This is a genomic window from Streptomyces mobaraensis NBRC 13819 = DSM 40847, assembly GCF_017916255.1.
Lineage (GTDB): Bacteria > Actinomycetota > Actinomycetes > Streptomycetales > Streptomycetaceae > Streptomyces > Streptomyces mobaraensis.
In genome coordinates this window covers 2,713,985-2,730,202 of the sequence record NZ_CP072827.1, presented here as the reverse complement: position 1 = coordinate 2,730,202, position 16,218 = coordinate 2,713,985, and the positions used below count along the sequence as shown (strand labels likewise).

The following is a 16,218-nucleotide window of genomic DNA, read 5'->3' as shown; positions in this document are numbered from 1 at the left end:
GCATTGCGCTCGGGGCGGCCCTCGTGCATGCTCCGGGGAACGCTCACCCGTCAGCCGTCACACCCGTCGAGGGGACACTGCGTGTCGCACCCGTCGTCCGGACGTCCGCCCGTCGGGGGCGGCCGTCGGGGGCGTGTGGACGCCGGCGTCTTCCGGCCCCGTTCGGCGGGCCGGCCTCTGGGCACCCGGCGGGCGGGGCCGTACCCTGGGGGGTAAGTCCTTGAAAAGATGAATCCCGGACGGATTTTTGTCGCCGTATTGACAGCCATGCGCCCGCGCGGATGTCCTCTACGGCGGGAAATGCCCCTTCCGTCCACCGCAGCCCACCGCCGACCCTCCGCAAGAGGACTTCCTTCGCCGAGACACCGATGGCCGGTCACGAATTCTCCGAACCCGCGGACCGCAAGCGGATCGCCGATCAGACGGCGCTTCCCGAAGCGGCGGAAGAACCACGTCATTCCTGCGATCCCGCGTTCCGGCACGGTGTCGTGGTGGGCTTCGACGGCTCCACGTCGAGCGAACGGGCGCTTGCTTATGCAATCGGCATGGCCCGGCGCTCCGGCTCGGGCCTGATCATCGTCCATGTGGCCAACCGGCTGCCGACGACCGTCTGGGCGGGCTGTGAACCGCCGGTCTTCGTGGACGTCCCCGACCACCGCACCGAGGTCCTGGGCCTGGAACTGGCCTGCGCCGACCACCTCTCCGAGGTGCCCTGGATCCTCGTCGAGCGGGGCGGGGACATCTGCCACGAGCTGGAGGAGGTCGGGCGGGAGTACGCGGCCGACGCCATCGTGGTGGGCTCCACCCATGGGATCGTCGGCCGGATCTTCGGCTCGGTGGCCGGACGGCTGGCCCGACGGGCGCAGCGGCCCGTGGTGGTCATCCCCTGAGGCCGTGGTGGCCGTCCCTGAGGCGGACGTGACGACGGAGGCGTCTGGGACGTCTGGGAGGTCCCCCGTCGCCTGGCGCTCAACTCCCTTGTCCCACGCGGGTGGTGCGCGCCGACATCACCGGCGGACGTGACCCGGCGCGCGCCCCCGCAATGAGCAAGCGCGCGCCTGCTCAGGTGTGCGAAAGCCGCCTCCCCCGGGTACAAGACCGGTGAGCGAACGTGCCGCCGGGCGGGAGGTGACGGTTCCCGGGCCGGTGGCATCACCGCCGGCGCGAGGGCGGCGCCGGCACCGGGGAGGCGGTCCTCCCCGCGCGCCCGGTGGCACGCGCGGGGAGCGCCGTCGGCGGAGCGGCCCGCCGGTGTCGACTACTCGACCGTGACGGACTTGGCGAGGTTGCGCGGCTTGTCGATGTCGCGGCCCATGGCCTTGGCCGTGTAGTAGGCGAAGAGCTGGAGCGGGATGCCCATGAGGATCGGGTCCAGCTCGTCCTCGTTCTTCGGCACCACGATGGTGTGGTCGGCCTTCTCCTGCTCCTGGTGCGCGACGGCGAGGATGCGGCCGCTGCGGGCCTTGATCTCCTCCAGGGCGGCGCGGTTCTTCTCCAGCAGCTCGTCGTCGGGGACGATGGCGACGGTCGGCATGGCGGGCTCGATCAGGGCCAGCGGGCCGTGCTTGAGCTCCGACGCCGGGTAGGCCTCGGCGTGGATGTACGAGACCTCCTTGAGCTTGAGGGACGCCTCGCGGGCCACCGGGTAGCCCCGGACGCGGCCGATGAACATCATCGACTTGGCGTCGGCGTACTCGGCCGCCAGCTTCTCGATCTCCGCCTCGTTGCCGAGGATCTCCTCGATCTGGCCGGGCAGCTTGCGCAGGCCCTCGATGATCCGCTTGCCGTCGGCGACGGACAGGTCGCGGGTGCGGCCCAGGTGCAGGGCGAGCAGGCCGAAGGAGACCACCATGTTGGTGAAGCACTTGGTGGAGACGACGCAGACCTCCGGGCCGGCGTGCACGTAGATGCCGCCGTCGGTCTCCCGGGCGATCGCCGAGCCGACCACGTTGACCAGGCCCAGGACGCGGGCGCCCTTGCGCTTGAGCTCCTGGACGGCGGCGAGCACGTCGTAGGTCTCACCGGACTGGGACACCGCGATGTAGAGGGTGTCGGGGTCCACGACCGGGTTGCGGTAGCGGAACTCGGAGGCCGGCTCGGCGTCCGCGGGGATGCGGGCCAGCTCCTCGATCATCTGGGCGCCGATCTGGCCGGCGTGGTACGAGGTGCCGCAGCCGAGGATCTTCACCCGGCGCACGGCGCGGGCGTCACGGGCGTCCAGGTTGAGCCCGCCGAGGTGCACGGTGGAGAAGCGGTCGTCGATGCGGCCGCGCAGCGCGCGGTCCACGGCGTCGGCCTGCTCGTGGATCTCCTTGTGCATGTACGTGTCGTGGCCGCCCATGTCGTACGACTCGGCCTCCCACTCCACGGTGGTGGGCTGCGACGAGGTGGTGGAGCCCTCGGTGGTGTAGGTGCGGTAGTCGTCGGCCTTCAGGGTGGCCATCTCGCCGTCGTCCAGGGTGACGACCTGGCGGGTGTGGCTGACCAGGGCGGCGACGTCGGAGGAGACGAACATCTCCTTCTCGCCTATGCCGAGGACGACCGGCGAGCCGTTGCGGGCGACGACGATGCGGTCCGGGAAGTCGGCGTGCAGCACGGCGATGCCGTAGGTGCCCTCGATGTGCCGGACGGCCTCGCGGACCTTCTCCTCCAGCGTGGCGGCCTGCGAGCGGCCGATCAGGTGGGCGAGCACCTCGGTGTCGGTGTCGGAGAGGAACGTCACGCCGTCGGCGGTGAGCTTCGCGCGCAGCTCGGAGGCGTTGTCGATGATGCCGTTGTGGACGACGGCGACCTTCTCCTCGGCGTCCACGTGCGGGTGGGCGTTGACGTCGTTGGGGGCGCCGTGGGTGGCCCAGCGGGTGTGCGCGATGCCGGTGGTGCCGTTGAAGCGCTTGGGGAGGCGGGCCTCCAGCTCGCGGACGCGGCCCTTGGCCTTGGCGGTCTTCAGGCCGCCGGCCTTGCCGCTCGCGTGCAGGGCGATGCCCGCGGAGTCGTAGCCGCGGTACTCCAGCCGCTGCAGCCCTTCCAGCAGCAGCGGGGCGACGTCGCGCTTCCCGATATAACCGACGATTCCGCACATAAGGTATGACCCTCCCTGACAAACGATCGATGATGCCCGCGGGCGGCAGCAGCCGCCGTCCTGCCGGGGACGCTCCGTCCCGGACCCCGGTCCGCCTCAGCCGTAGACGATGCGCCGCAGCTGGCGCAGCGAGAGCGGGGGCGGGGCGACCGCGCGGTGCGGCAGCTCCGCCGCGATCCGCTCGAAGATCTCCGCGTTCGCCAGGCCACCGGACTGCAGTTCGCGGTGGCGGCGGCGGACGAACTCCTCGGCCGTCTCGTCGAAGTACGCCAGGACGTCCAGGACCACCCGGGCGGCCTCGCCGCGCTGGAGCGGCGTGCTGCGCACCAGGTGGTCCACCAGGTCGTCATGGGGCATACGGCGTTCGAGCACCCGTCGATACTGAGGGGTGGCGGAGCGTTTCGCAAGAATCCTGCCCGATTTCGGGCAAGAGTGGTGGCGAAGTGTTGATCGTTTTGCTTAGAAACGCTGGAGAATCGCCTGTTTCGCGGCGGCGAACTCCTCGTCCGTGAGGATCCCTGAGCGGTGCAGCTCGCCCAGCTCCCGCAGCCGGCGGAGCAGGGTGTCGTGATCGTCGGCCGGTGGCGCGTCGGACGGCGCCCGGTCGAGCGCGGCGGCCGGGGCGGGCGCGGTGACCGCCGGGACCTCGTGCACCGGGGCGGCGGGGTGCGGCAGCCGGGCCGTGACGGCGGCGCCCAGCAGGGCCATCAGCCCGTCCTTCTTGAAGCCGAACAGCTCGATGGCGTTCGGGTCGTGCTTGGCGGGCGTCTTCGTGGGCGCGCCCCGGACGAGGAACCGCAGGTAGCCGTTCTCCAGCCCGATGCTCGGCAGCCACTCCACGCCCGTGATGTCGGCCAGCGCCAGCTCCCGCGGGCCGCCCGACGCCTTGCCGTCGTCGGTGACCCAGTTCCACTCCAGCCGGACCCTCTCGCCGTCGAAGGAGGCGGTGCCGTCCCCGGCGCCGACCGCCAGCGGGACGGCGGGGCCGGGCAGCAGATAGCGGTCCGTCGGGCCGTCCGGCACCTGCTCCAGCAGCAGGGCGGTACGGACCTCCTCCGCGAAGTACTCGGCGACACCGGCCCGGTCCGGTTCCGTCTTGAGCTGGTACGGGTCGATGGCGTCGGCCATCCGGCCGCGCGTCACCTGGGACAGCGGGTCGGCCCCCTCGCGCAGCCGCAGCCGCAGCCGGCCGGCCTTGCGGCCCGGCTCGAAGGAGATGCCCGCCACGGCCTCCAGCGGCACGGTCAGCTCACCCAGCGTCTGGCGGACCAGATGGACCCCGCGCTCCCGGCCCGGGACGATGCGTATCGCGTCCCCGTCGAACGTCCACGTGCCGTCCTTCTGGAAGATCTCTGCCATGGGCGAATTCTCGCAGGCGGGGGGCGGCTTGGGCAGGCCGGGCGGGGGCGCGGGCGGTACGCGCCGCACCCCCGCCACCCCACGTCAGCCCACGAGCCCCAGCTCCCGGGCGATCAGCATCCGCTGGACCTCGCTGGTGCCCTCGCCGATCTCCAGGATCTTGGCGTCGCGCCACATCCGGGCCACCGGGTACTCGTTCATGAAGCCGTAGCCGCCGTGGATCTGGGTGGCCTCGCGGGCGTTGTCCACCGCGATCTCCGACGAGTAGAGCTTGGCCAGCGCCGCCTGCTTTTTGAACGGCTCGCCGTGCACCAGCCGGGAGGCCGCGTCCCGCCAGGCGAGGCGGGCGGTGTGGGCGCGCATCTCCATGTCGGCGATCTTGAACTGGATCGCCTGGTTGTCGCCGATCGGCCGGCCGAAGGCCCGCCGCGTCCGCGCGTACGTCAGCGACTCGTCGACGCAGCCCTGCGCCAGGCCGGTGGCCAGCGCGGAGATCGCGATCCGGCCCTCGTCGAGGATCCGCAGGAACTGGGCGTACCCGCGGCCCTCCTCGCCCAGCAGGTTGGCGCGCGGCACCCGGACGTCGGAGAAGGACAGCTCACGGGTGTCCGAGGCGTTCCAGCCGACCTTGGAGTAGGGGGCCGCGACGGTGAAGCCGGGGGTGCCCGACGGGACGATGATCGAGGAGATCAGCGGCTTGCCGTCCGGCGTGCGGCCGGTGACCGCGGTGACGGTGACGAGGGCGGTGATGTCGGTGCCCGAGTTGGTGATGAAGCACTTGGTGCCGTTGATGACCCACTCGTCCGTGGCCTCGTCCAGCCGGGCGGTGGTCCGGGTGCCGCCCGCGTCCGAGCCGCACTCCGGCTCCGTCAGCCCGAAGCCGCCCAGTATCTCGCCGGCGCACAGCCGGGGCAGCCACTCGCGCTTCTGCTCCTCGGTGCCGAAGCGGAAGATCGGCATCGCGCCCAGGGAGACGCCCGCCTCCAGGGTGATCGCCACGGACGAGTCGACGCGGGCCAGCTCCTCCAGGGCGATGCCCAGGGCGAGATAGTCGCCGCCCATCCCGCCGTACTCCTCGGGGAAGGGGAGGCCGAAGAGGCCCATGCGGCCCATGTCGCGGACGATCTCGTAGGGGAACTCATGGCGCTCGTAGAAGTCCCCGATCTTCGGGGCGATCACGTCGTGGGCGAACTCCTCGACGGTACGGCGGAGTTCCTCGTGCTCGGGGGTGAGGCGGTGGTCCAGCATGGCTCAGGACTCCTGGTGGGAGATGGCGCGGACGGTACGGGACGGGCTCGGCCGTCCCAGGTGGGCGGCCATCCACACGCTTGTGGCGGTGAGCCGGCCGAGGTCGACCCCGGTTTCGATCCCGAGGCCGTGGAGCATCCAGACGAGGTCTTCGGTGGCGAGGTTGCCGGTGGCGCTCTTCGCGTACGGGCAGCCGCCGAGGCCGCCCGCGGAGGCGTCCACGGTGGTCACGCCGTGGCGCAGGGCCGTGAGGGTGTTGGCCAGGGCCTGGCCGTAGGTGTCGTGGAAGTGCACGGCGAGGTGGTCGGTGGGGACGCCCGCCGCGGTGAACGCCGTGAGGAGGGCCGTGACGTGGCCCGGGGTCGCGACGCCGATGGTGTCGCCGAGGCTCAGCTCGTCGCAGCCCATCTCGTACAGGCGGCGGCCGACGTCCGCGACGCGCTCGATCGGGACCGGGCCCTCCCAGGGGTCCCCGAAGCACATGGAGAGGTAGCCGCGGACCCGGGCGCCCTCGTCCTTCGCGCGGCGGACCACCGGCTCGAACATGGCGAGCGACGCGTCGACCGTGCGGTTGAGGTTGGCCTTGGCGAACGACTCGGTGGCGCTGGCGAAGACCGTCACCTCGCGGGCGCCCAGGGCGAGGGCGCGGTCGAGGCCGCGCTCGTTGGGGACGAGGACGGGGAGGCGGACTCCGTTTTCGGCGAGCCCCTCGACCAGGGGCAGGAGTTCCTCGGCGTCCGCGAGCTGCGGCACCCACTCGGGGCGGACGAAGCTCGTCGCCTCGATCGTGCGCAGGCCCGCGTCGGCGAGGCGGCGGACGAAGTCCGCCTTCACCTCGACCGGGACGATCGCCTTCTCGTTCTGCAGACCGTCGCGGGGGCCCACCTCGTGGATCCGGACGCGGTCCGGGAGGGCGGGGTCCCGTACGGGCATGGGCAGGCCGTCGGTCGTCATGCTTCCTCCTGGGCGGGCTGGTCCGGGGCGACCACGGCCAGGACCTGGTCCATGGCGACCGTGCTGCCGGGGGTGACGTCCAGTTCCGTGACCGTGCCGTCGTGCGGGGCGGCGATGACGTGCTCCATCTTCATCGCCTCCACGACGAGCAGGCTCTGGCCGGCGGTGACCGTGTCCCCGACGGCCGCCTTCACGACGGTGACCGTGCCGGGCATGGGCGCGGTGAGCGCTCCGGCGTGCGCGGCGGCGCTCGCGCCTCCGGCGGCTACGGGGTCGTGGTCGAGGATGTGCCAGGTGTCGCCTTGGTGGGCCAGCCAGGCTCCGTCGGGGCTTATGACGAAGGGGGTGGTGCGGCCGTCGAGGTCGAGGGTGAGGTGGTGGGGGGCGGTGGGGAGGAGGCGGGCGCGGCGGGGGGCGCCTGCGGCGGGCTGTTCCCCAATCCCGCCCCTTCCCGAAACCGGGGGCAAGCCCCCGGACCCCCCGGTCGCCGCGCTCTGCTGCGCGGGCAGGCCGGCGGCGGGCGCCGTCACGCGGGCGGTGCTCGGGCCGGCCGCTGCCGCGCCGGCCGTACGGCCGCCGGGCGCAGTGGCGTCGTCCGCGGCGGCCACGCCGGCGCGCGGAGCGCCTGCGTCGCCCACGCGCTGCCCGCCGGCCGTGGCGCCTTCGGCGCCGCCCGCCGCCGGAGCGGGTGCGTCGGTGGTCCCGTGCGCCGCACGGTCCGTCGGGCTGCCCGTCGGAGCGGCGGCCATCCCGCCCGGCGCCGACGGCGCCGGGCTTCCGGACGCCTGGGTGCCGCTTGCGCCGGCCGTCGCGCCTCCCGCTGCCGCGCCGGCCGCCGCCTCAGGCGCCCCCGCGCCCTCAGGCGCGTCCACCAGCACCTCCGTCCCCGTTCCCGTCGCCGTCGTCCGGACCCGGACCGTGACCGGGTCGTGTCCGGGGACGCGGAAGTGGTGCGGTGTCCAGGCGGGGGTGCCGCCCAGGCGCCACCCGTCCGGGGTGGAGAACGGGTCCGTCCACGAAGCGGGGGCGGAGGCGGGGGACAAGGCCGCCTGCCGGGTCAGGGCCGCCGTCGTGTAGACCTCGGCCGGGACCGTGTCCGTCAGCAGCGACGGGCCGTCGCGGTCGACCAGGCCCGTGTCCAGGTCGCCCGAGACCACCGACGGGTGGGCCAGGAGGCGGCGGAGGAAGCCGGTGTTGGTCTCCAGGCCGAGGATGGTCGTGTCCGCCAGGGCGGCGCGGAGGCGGCGCAGGGCCGTCGCGCGGTCGGGGCCGTACGCGATGATCTTGGCGAGCATCGGGTCGTAGTCGGTGCCGACCTCCGTGCCCGGGAGCAGGCCGGAGTCGACGCGGACGCCCGGTCCCTCCGGTTCGCGCAGGGCCACGACCGTGCCGGCGGACGGGAGGAAGCCGCGGGCCGGGACCTCGGCGCAGACGCGGGCCTCGATGGCGTGGCCGGTGAGGGTCACCTCGTCCTGCGTGAAGGACAGGCGTTCGCCCGCCGCCGCGCGGAGCTGCCATTCCACCAGGTCCAGGCCGGTCACCAGCTCGGTCACCGGGTGCTCGACCTGGAGGCGGGTGTTCATCTCCATGAAGTAGTAGGCGGACGGGTCGCCGCCGGGGACGATGAACTCGACCGTGCCCGCGCCCGTGTAGCCGCAGGAGCGGGCCGCCTGGACGGCGGCGGCGCCCATCGCGGCGCGCGTGGCCTCGTCCAGGAGGACGCTCGGCGCCTCCTCGATGATCTTCTGGTGGCGGCGCTGGAGCGAGCACTCGCGCTCGCCGAGGTGGACGACGTTGCCGTGGCCGTCCGCGAGGACCTGGATCTCGATGTGCCGGGGGCGGTCGATCCACCGTTCCACCAGCAGCGTGTCGTCGCCGAAGGAGCTGCGCGCCTCGCGCCGGGCCGCCGCGATCTCGTCGGCGAGCAGCGCCTCGTCGCGGACCAGCCGCATGCCCTTGCCGCCGCCGCCCGCGGACGGCTTCAGCAGCACCGGCATGCCGATCTCCCGCGCCGCGTCGATCAGTTGGGCGTCGGTCAGGCCGCTGCCCGACGAGCCGGGGACGACCGGGACGCCCGCCGCCCGGACCGTCTCCTTCGCGCGGATCTTGTCGCCCATGAGGTCGATCGCGTCGGCCGGCGGGCCGATGAAGACCAGTCCGGCGTCGGCGCAGGCGCGGGCGAAGGCCGCGTTCTCGGCGAGGAAGCCGTAGCCGGGGTGGACGGCCCGGGCGCCGGACCGTTCCGCCGCGGCCAGCAGCCGTTCGACGGACAGGTAGCTCTCGGCGGCGGAGGCCGGGCCCAGGCGGACGGCCGTGTCGGCCTCGCGGACGTGCCGGGCGTCGGCGTCCGCGTCGCTGTACACGGCGACCGAGCGGATGCCCAGCTCCCGCAGGGTGCGGATGACCCGGACGGCGATCTCGCCTCGGTTGGCGACCAGGACACTCTCGAACATCGTCACGTCTCCTCTCACATCCGGAAGACGCCGTAGCCGGGCGCGTTCGGGTCGCGTTCGGGCAGGGGGGCGTTGGCGCAGGCGGTGAGGGCGAGGCCGAGGACCCGGCGGGTCTCCAGCGGGTCGATGACGCCGTCGTCCCACAGCCGCGCGGTCGCGTAGTAGGCGTTGCCCTGGGTCTCGTACTGCTCGCGGACGGGCGCCTTGAACGCCTCCTCGTCCTCCGCGCTCCACTCCTCGCCGCGCGCCTCCAACTGGTCGCGCTTGACGGTGGCGAGGACGGAGGCGGCCTGCTCGCCGCCCATCACGGAGATCTTGGCGTTGGGCCACATCCACAGGAAGCGGGGCGAGTAGGCCCGGCCGCACATCGAGTAGTTGCCGGCGCCGTACGAGCCGCCGATGACGACCGTCAGCTTGGGGACGCGGGCGCAGGCCACGGCCGTCACCATCTTGGCGCCGTGCTTGGCGATGCCGCCGGCCTCGTACTGCCGGCCGACCATGAAGCCGGAGATGTTCTGGAGGAAGACCAGCGGTATGCCGCGCTGGTCGCACAGCTCGATGAAGTGGGCGCCCTTCTGGGCGGATTCGGCGAAGAGGATGCCGTTGTTGGCGACGATGCCGACCGGGTGGCCGTGGATCCGGGCGAAGCCGGTCACCAGCGTCTGCCCGAACTCGGCCTTGAACTCGGCGAACCGCGAGCCGTCCACCACCCGCGCGATGACCTCGCGGACGTCGTAGGGCGTGCGGGAGTCGACCGGGACGACGCCGTAGAGCCCGGCGGGGTCGGCCTTGGGCTCCTCGACGGGCTCGACCCGCCAGGGCAGCGGCCCGCGGTCGCCGAGCGTCGAGACGATCGTGCGGACGATCCGCAGCGCGTGCGCGTCGTCCTCCGCGAGGTGGTCGGTGACGCCGGAGACCTTGGAGTGCACCTCGCCGCCGCCCAGCTCCTCGGCGGTGACGACCTCGCCCGTCGCGGCCTTCACCAGCGGCGGGCCGCCCAGGAAGATCGTGCCCTGGTCGCGGACGATCACGGCCTCGTCGCTCATCGCCGGGACGTAGGCGCCGCCGGCCGTGCAGGAGCCGAGGACGGCCGCGATCTGCGGGATTCCGGCGCCGGACATCCGGGCCTGGTTGTAGAAGATCCGCCCGAAGTGCTCGCGGTCCGGGAAGACCTCGTCCTGCATGGGCAGGAAGGCGCCGCCGGAGTCCACCAGGTAGAGGCAGGGGAGGCGGTTCTCCAGGGCGATCTCCTGTGCCCGGAGGTGCTTCTTGACGGTCATCGGGTAGTAGGTGCCGCCCTTGACCGTCGCGTCGTTGGCGACGATCACCACCTCGCGGCCCGAGACCCGGCCGATGCCCGCGATCACCCCGGCGGCGGGGGCCGCCCCGCCGTACATGCCGTCGGCGGCCAGCGGGGCCAGCTCCAGGAAGGGGGAGCCGGGGTCCAGCAGGGCGTCCACCCGGTCCCGGGGGAGCAGCTTGCCCCGCGCGGTGTGCCGGGCGCGGGCGCGCTCGCCTCCGCCCAGCCGGGCCGCCGCCAGCTTCTCGCGCAGCCGCGCGACGAGCTCGCGGTGCGCGGCCTCGTTGCCGCGCCAGCCTTCGGACGCCGGATCTGCGGCGCTGACCAGCGCCGGTGCCTGCTGCATGGACTCGAAGCTCCCTTGCTCCCGTGCCACGTGCGGTGAACCGACCGTTGCGGTTAATAACCGTTAACAGATCCTTTTCAGGTTAACGGCCGCTAACGGCGCTGTCTACAATTTGTTCGGTGACCCCTGTGAACCCAGCGCCCACCGCCCCCGCCGCCCCGGCCGCCCCCACCCGCCGCGAGCAGATCCTGCGCGAGGCCGCCCGCCTCTTCGCCGAGCGCGGCTTCCACGGCGTCGGGGTGGACGAGATAGGGGCCGCGGTCGGCATCAGCGGTCCCGGGCTCTACCGCCACTTCGCGGGCAAGGACGCGATGCTCGCCGAGCTGCTGGTGGGCATCAGCGGCCGGCTGCTGGCGAGCGGGCGGGAGCGCCGGGCCGCGGCGGAGGCGGCGGACGCCGGTCCCGCCGCCGTCCTGGACTCGCTCATCGACGGGCACATCGACTTCGCCCTGGACGACCGGGCGCTGATCACCCTGCACGACCGGGAACTGGGCCAGCTCCGCGACGTCGACCGCAAGCAGGTCCGCTCGCTCCAGCGGCAGTACGTGGAGCTGTGGGTCGAGGTCGTGCGCGCGCTGCACCCCGGGGTCACCGAGGACGACGCCCGGGCCGCCGTCCACGCGGTGTTCGGCCTGCTCAACTCCACCCCGCACCTCGGCCGCTCCGGCGGGCTGCCCGGCCGCGACGCCACCGCCGCGCTGCTCCGCCGGCTGGCGCACGGCGCGCTCGCGGCCCTCAGCGGTCCCGCCCGCCCCTGAAGTCACTCACGTCACCGACACGACCGGCCCCCGGCGGGATCTGGACAGTCCCGGAGACCGCCGGGTAGCTTTCGCTGAGCAAGCGCTCAGCCGACCGGGGGACGGTGGAACCGGCCCCGCCGAGGGGGTAGTTGTGCGTCGGACGGTGTTCAACGAGGACCACGAGGCGTTCCGGGAGACCATCCGCGCCTTCATCGCCGCGGAGGTCACCCCGTACTACGACGAGTGGCGCGAGGCCGGGCAGGCGCCGCGCGACTTCTACAAGAAGCTCGGCGAGCTGGGCGTCTTCGGCATCGAGGTCCCCGAGGAGTACGGCGGCGCCGGCGAGGCGAGCTTCAAGTACCAGGCCGTCATCACCGAGGAGTGCGCCCGCGCGGCCGTCAGCTTCGGCGGCAGCAGCGTGCACACCGCGCTCGTCCTTCCGTACCTGCTGAAGTACGCCACCGAGGAGCAGAAGCGGCGCTGGCTGCCGCCGTTCGTCAGCGGCGACATGATGACCGCCATCGCCATGACCGAGCCGGGCACCGGCTCCGACCTGGCCGGGATGAAGACCACGGCCAAGCTGTCCGCCGACGGCAGCCACTACGTCCTCAACGGCGCCAAGACCTTCATCACCGGCGGCGTGCTCGCCGACCGGGTGATCGTCTGCGCCCGCACCGCCCCGCCCACCCCCGAGGACCGGCGCGGCGGGATCACCCTCCTCTTCGTCGACACCCGCTCCGAGGGCTACGCGGTCGGCCGCAAGCTGGAGAAGCTGGGCCTGAAGACCTCCGACACCGCCGAACTCTCCTTCACCGACGTCAAGGTGCCCGTCGAGGACCGGCTCGGCGAGGAGGGCAAGGCGTTCTCCTACCTCGCGCACAACCTGCCGCAGGAGCGGCTGGGCATCGCCTTCTCGGCGTACGCGCAGTCCGCCGCCGCCGTGGAGTTCGCGCGGAAGTACGTGGCCGAGCGCACGGTCTTCGGGCAGCCGGTGGCGTCGTTCCAGAACACCAAGTTCGTCCTCGCCGACTGCAAGGCCGAGGTCGACGCCATGCAGGCCGTCGTCGACCGGGCGCTGGACGCGCACGACGCCCGCGAGCTGAGCGCCGCCGACGCCGCGTCCGCGAAGCTCTTCACCACCGAACGCGCCGCCGTGGTCATCGACAAGTGCCTCCAGCTGCACGGCGGTTACGGCTACATGATGGAGTACCCCATCGCGCGGCTGTACGCCGACACCCGGGTCAGCCGGATCTACGGCGGCACCAGCGAGGTCATGCGTTCCATCGTCGCCAAGTCGATGGGCCTCTGACCCTGTGAGAACGGAACGGCACCGCACGTGAACGAACCCCCGGCCCCGGCCCCCGCCCCGTTGCAGGACCTCCTCGACCTGCTCGACCTCGAACGGATCGAGGAGGACATCTTCCGCGGCACCAGCCGGCCCGCCCTGATCCCCCGCGTCTTCGGCGGCCAGGTCGCCGCCCAGGCGCTGGTCGCGGCCGGCCGGACGGTCCCGGACGACCGCTTCCCGCACTCCCTGCACGCCTACTTCCTGCGGGCGGGCGACCCCGGCGCGCCCATCGTCTACACGGTGGACCGCATCCGCGACGGCCGCTCCTTCACCACCCGCCGCGTGGTGGCCGTCCAGCGCGGCCGGCCGATCTTCCACCTCTCGGCGTCCTTCCAGCTCCACGAGGAGGGGCTGGAGCACCAGGAGCCGGCCCCGCCCGCGCCCGACCCGCTCACCCTGCCGACCGCCGCCGAGCTGCTGCCCCGGTACGCCGACCGGTTCGCGGGCCCGGACGTCGTCGAGCGGCTGCTGGAGGCCCGGGCCGCCGTCGACCTGCGGTACGTCGGCGACCCGCCGTTCGCCCGGTACGGGGAGCCGCGCGAACCGCGGTCGCAGGTGTGGTTCCGCACCAACGGCAAACTCGCCGACGACCCGCTGCTCCACGTCTGCCTGGCCACCTACGTCTCCGACATGACGCTGCTCGACTCCGTCCTGCTCGCCCACGGCCGCGGCGGCTGGGTGGTCGGCGACGTCGTCGGCGCCAGCCTGGACCACGCCATGTGGTTCCACCGGCCGTTCCGCGCGGACGAGTGGCTGCTCTACGACCAGGAGAGCCCCACCTCCCAGGGCGGTCGGGGGCTGGCCCGCGGCCGGATCTTCACGGAGGGCGGGGAGTTGGCGGTGTCGGTGATCCAGGAGGGGCTGGTGCGGATTCCGCGGACGTGGGACTGAGGCGCCGTCGGTTTCCCCGTACGCTCTTCGGCGTAGGAGGGGAGAACTCATGCGCAACATCCTGCTGATGGCCGCGGGAGCCGTCGTCATCGTCCTGACGGTCCTGGTGATGTTCTTCTGGCACCAGTGGCTCGTGGACCAGACGGGCGGCTCCCGGTTCGCCTTCGGCCTCGCCGGGCGCGCCTTCGAGTTCGGGGCGCTGTACGGGGGGTCGTGGCTGTGCGTCCGGGGCTGGAACGGGCGGACGGCCTGACCGCGGTGGGGACTTGGCCCCGGTCCCTCCCCCAGAGGGGGCACCCCCTCTGGGGGAGGGACCGGGGAAGCTCACACCGCCCGCACCCCCGCCGCGTCCAGCAAGTACGCCGTCATCGGCTCGTAGAACCGCGGGTCGACGACATGGTCGTCGAGCGGTACCGCCACCCTCAGCAGCCCCTCCGCCTCCGCCAGGAACAGCGCCGGGTCGTTGCAGTCCGCGAAGCCGACCGTGTCGATGCCGTACTGCGCCGCGCACCCGGCCCACCCGTGGTCGGCGACCACCAGGTCGGGCAGTGGGCGGCCCTCGCGCGCCAGCGCGTCCAGGACCGCCGCCATCGGGGCGGGGGAGTGGGTGTGCCACAGCGTGGCCCCGCGTTCGAACACCGCCACGTCCGCGACCTGGTACACCGCGCCCTCGTCCGCCCGCGGCACCCCGGGTACGGAGACGATCTCGCAGCCGGCGGCGCGCAGGCCCGCGGCCGTCGCCCGGTGCACGTCCAGCAGGCCGCCGGGGTGGCCGGTGGCGAACAGCACCCGCTGCCGCGCCTCCGCCGCCTTGCGCAGGAACGAGGCCGCCCGCTCCAGCGCGGCGATCGTCAGTTCCGGGTCGATGGTGTCCTGCCCGGTCCGCAGCGCGGGGTCGTCGCTGACCCCGCAGCGCTCGGCCATGACGGCCAGCACGTCCTGCTCGTCCTTCCAGCGGTCGCCCAGCTCCACGCCCAGCCAGTACGACCGGTCGCCGTGCGCGAGTTTGCGGTAGTGGTCGAGGCTGTTCTGGCGGGGCGTCGCGACGACTCCCGCGATGCGCGTCCGGACGAGGTGGTCGAACAGCTCGGCTCGGCTGGGTACGGTCTGCGGCGTCGGCATGGCTGCATTCTTCCCGCCCGCCGAGCCCCCGTCTCCCCCCGCCCGCGATGGACGTCGTGTCCATAAGCGGCACCCGGACCCACAATTCCGTACATGTGCGGAACCCCGGCCCCTGCCTACCCTCGGGAACGTCCCAGGCAGCGATCCGAGAGGCTCCCCGCATGACCACCGACGCCCCCCGTGAACCGCGCGGCCCCGTCGACTCGTCCCGCATCCCGCGTTACGCCGGGCCGGCGACCTTCGCCCGGCTGCCGCGGCTCGACGAGGTCGGCACGGCCGACGTCGCCGTCGTCGGCGTGCCCTTCGACACCGGCGTCTCCTACCGCCCCGGCGCCCGCTTCGGCGGCAACGCCATCCGCGAGGCGTCCCGGCTGCTGCGCCCCTACAACCCGGCGCAGGACGCGTCGCCGTTCGCCCTCGCGCAGGTCGCGGACGCCGGTGACATCGCCGCCAACCCGTTCGACATCAACGAGGCCGTCGAGACGATCGAGGCCGCGGCCGACGACATCCTCGGCACCGGCGCCCGCATGATGACGCTCGGCGGCGACCACACCATCGCGCTGCCGCTGCTGCGCTCGGTCGCCAAGAAGCACGGCCCGGTCGCGCTGCTGCACTTCGACGCGCACCTGGACACCTGGGACACCTACTTCGGCGCCGAGTACACCCACGGCACCCCGTTCCGCCGGGCCGTCGAGGAAGGCATCCTCGACACGTCCGCCCTCTCCCACGTCGGCACCCGCGGCCCGCTGTACGGCAAGCAGGACCTGACCGACGACGAGAAGATGGGCTTCGGCATCGTCACCTCCGCGGACGTCTACCGCCGCGGCGCCGACGAGGTCGCGGACCAGCTCCGCCAGCGCATCGGCGACCGCCCGCTGTACATCTCGATCGACATCGACTGCCTCGACCCGGCGCACGCCCCCGGCACCGGCACCCCCGAGGCCGGCGGCATGACCTCCCGCGAGCTGCTGGAGATCCTGCGCGGCCTGTCCTCCTGCAACCTGGTCTCCGCGGACGTCGTCGAGGTCGCGCCCGCCTACGACCACGCCGAGATCACGGCCGTGGCCGCGTCCCACACCGCGTACGAGCTGACGACGATCATGTCGCGGCAGATCGCGGCCGCCAGGTCGGGTCGGTAGGCACAGTGCGGCCGCCAGGCCGGGTCGGTAGGCGCAGCCCGGCCGCCCGGCCGGACGCGTAACGAGGAGCGGCCCATCGGGCGGCGGCGGTACCACCGCCGCCGCCCGATAGCACGAGAGCGGCGTAAAAGCGGCGTAAGACAGGACCCGCCGGGCGACAAGAGCCCGTAAGGGAGCGGTCACCCGGCGTGTCCGACCCGGTTGGGTGGGTGGTCGTCCACCCCGCCGCGACCGTGAAG

General features: G+C 73.0%; 14 protein-coding genes. 6 read left to right on the top strand and 8 right to left on the bottom strand.

Going from position 1 to position 16,218, the window contains the following annotated elements; genetic code table 11:
* Positions 1-368 precede the first annotated feature (368 nt).
* Entirely contained in the window at positions 369-890 is a 522-nt protein-coding gene (locus J7W19_RS11395) for a universal stress protein (RefSeq protein WP_004953555.1), read from the top strand.
* 368 nt (positions 891-1,258) lie between these two features.
* Here the strand turns inward: J7W19_RS11395 and glmS are convergent, their stop codons facing one another.
* The 7 genes from glmS to J7W19_RS11355 all read right to left on the bottom strand — a co-directional run bounded on the left by glmS (position 1,259) and on the right by J7W19_RS11355 (position 10,739).
* A complete protein-coding gene (gene glmS / locus J7W19_RS11390; protein ID WP_004953559.1) occupies positions 1,259-3,079 on the bottom strand; it encodes a glutamine--fructose-6-phosphate transaminase (isomerizing) in 1,821 nt (606 codons plus the stop codon).
* 96 nt (positions 3,080-3,175) lie between these two features.
* A complete protein-coding gene (locus tag J7W19_RS11385) occupies positions 3,176-3,451 on the bottom strand; it encodes a hypothetical protein (RefSeq protein WP_040892316.1) in 276 nt (91 codons plus the stop codon).
* An 87-nt stretch (positions 3,452-3,538) separates the two neighbouring features.
* Positions 3,539-4,438: a DUF4429 domain-containing protein gene (locus J7W19_RS11380; protein ID WP_004953566.1), complete on the bottom strand. Its 900-nt coding sequence runs from the start codon at positions 4,436-4,438 to the stop codon at positions 3,539-3,541.
* An 84-nt stretch (positions 4,439-4,522) separates the two neighbouring features.
* Positions 4,523-5,683: an acyl-CoA dehydrogenase family protein gene (locus J7W19_RS11375; protein ID WP_040892320.1), complete on the bottom strand. Its 1,161-nt coding sequence runs from the start codon at positions 5,681-5,683 to the stop codon at positions 4,523-4,525.
* A gap of 6 nt (positions 5,684-5,689) precedes the next feature.
* Positions 5,690-6,640: a hydroxymethylglutaryl-CoA lyase gene (locus J7W19_RS11370; RefSeq protein WP_004953572.1), complete on the bottom strand. Its 951-nt coding sequence runs from the start codon at positions 6,638-6,640 to the stop codon at positions 5,690-5,692.
* Entirely contained in the window at positions 6,637-9,093 is a 2,457-nt protein-coding gene (locus J7W19_RS11360) for an acetyl/propionyl/methylcrotonyl-CoA carboxylase subunit alpha (RefSeq protein ID WP_233478092.1), read from the bottom strand. Before J7W19_RS11360 ends, J7W19_RS11370 begins: the two co-directional genes overlap by 4 nt.
* Positions 9,094-9,107: 14 nt before the next feature.
* Positions 9,108-10,739: a carboxyl transferase domain-containing protein gene (locus J7W19_RS11355; RefSeq protein ID WP_004954627.1), complete on the bottom strand. Its 1,632-nt coding sequence runs from the start codon at positions 10,737-10,739 to the stop codon at positions 9,108-9,110.
* A gap of 128 nt (positions 10,740-10,867) precedes the next feature.
* On the opposite strand from J7W19_RS11355, the gene J7W19_RS11350 reads away from it, so the two are divergent.
* The 4 genes from J7W19_RS11350 (at position 10,868) to J7W19_RS11335 (ending at position 13,971) form a co-directional block, all read left to right on the top strand.
* The gene (locus J7W19_RS11350; RefSeq protein ID WP_004954629.1) at positions 10,868-11,497 is read left to right on the top strand and encodes an SACE_7040 family transcriptional regulator; all 630 of its coding nucleotides are present in this window, start codon (positions 10,868-10,870) and stop codon (positions 11,495-11,497) included.
* Positions 11,498-11,630: 133 nt separating this feature from the next.
* Positions 11,631-12,788 (top strand): acyl-CoA dehydrogenase family protein, encoded by a 1,158-nt coding sequence (locus J7W19_RS11345; protein WP_004954631.1) that lies wholly within the window; start codon positions 11,631-11,633, stop codon positions 12,786-12,788.
* A gap of 27 nt (positions 12,789-12,815) precedes the next feature.
* Positions 12,816-13,718: an acyl-CoA thioesterase gene (locus tag J7W19_RS11340; protein ID WP_004954634.1), complete on the top strand. Its 903-nt coding sequence runs from the start codon at positions 12,816-12,818 to the stop codon at positions 13,716-13,718.
* 49 nt (positions 13,719-13,767) lie between these two features.
* On the top strand, positions 13,768-13,971 hold the full coding sequence (locus tag J7W19_RS11335) for a hypothetical protein (RefSeq protein ID WP_004954636.1): 204 nt from the start codon (positions 13,768-13,770) through the stop codon (positions 13,969-13,971).
* A 71-nt stretch (positions 13,972-14,042) separates the two neighbouring features.
* Here the strand turns inward: J7W19_RS11335 and J7W19_RS11330 are convergent, their stop codons facing one another.
* The gene (locus tag J7W19_RS11330) at positions 14,043-14,840 is read right to left on the bottom strand and encodes a phosphatase (protein ID WP_004954638.1); all 798 of its coding nucleotides are present in this window, start codon (positions 14,838-14,840) and stop codon (positions 14,043-14,045) included.
* Between the two features lie 161 nt (positions 14,841-15,001).
* On the opposite strand from J7W19_RS11330, the gene speB reads away from it, so the two are divergent.
* Entirely contained in the window at positions 15,002-15,979 is a 978-nt protein-coding gene (gene speB, locus J7W19_RS11325; RefSeq protein WP_004954642.1) for an agmatinase, read from the top strand.
* The last annotated feature ends 239 nt before the right edge of the window (positions 15,980-16,218 follow it).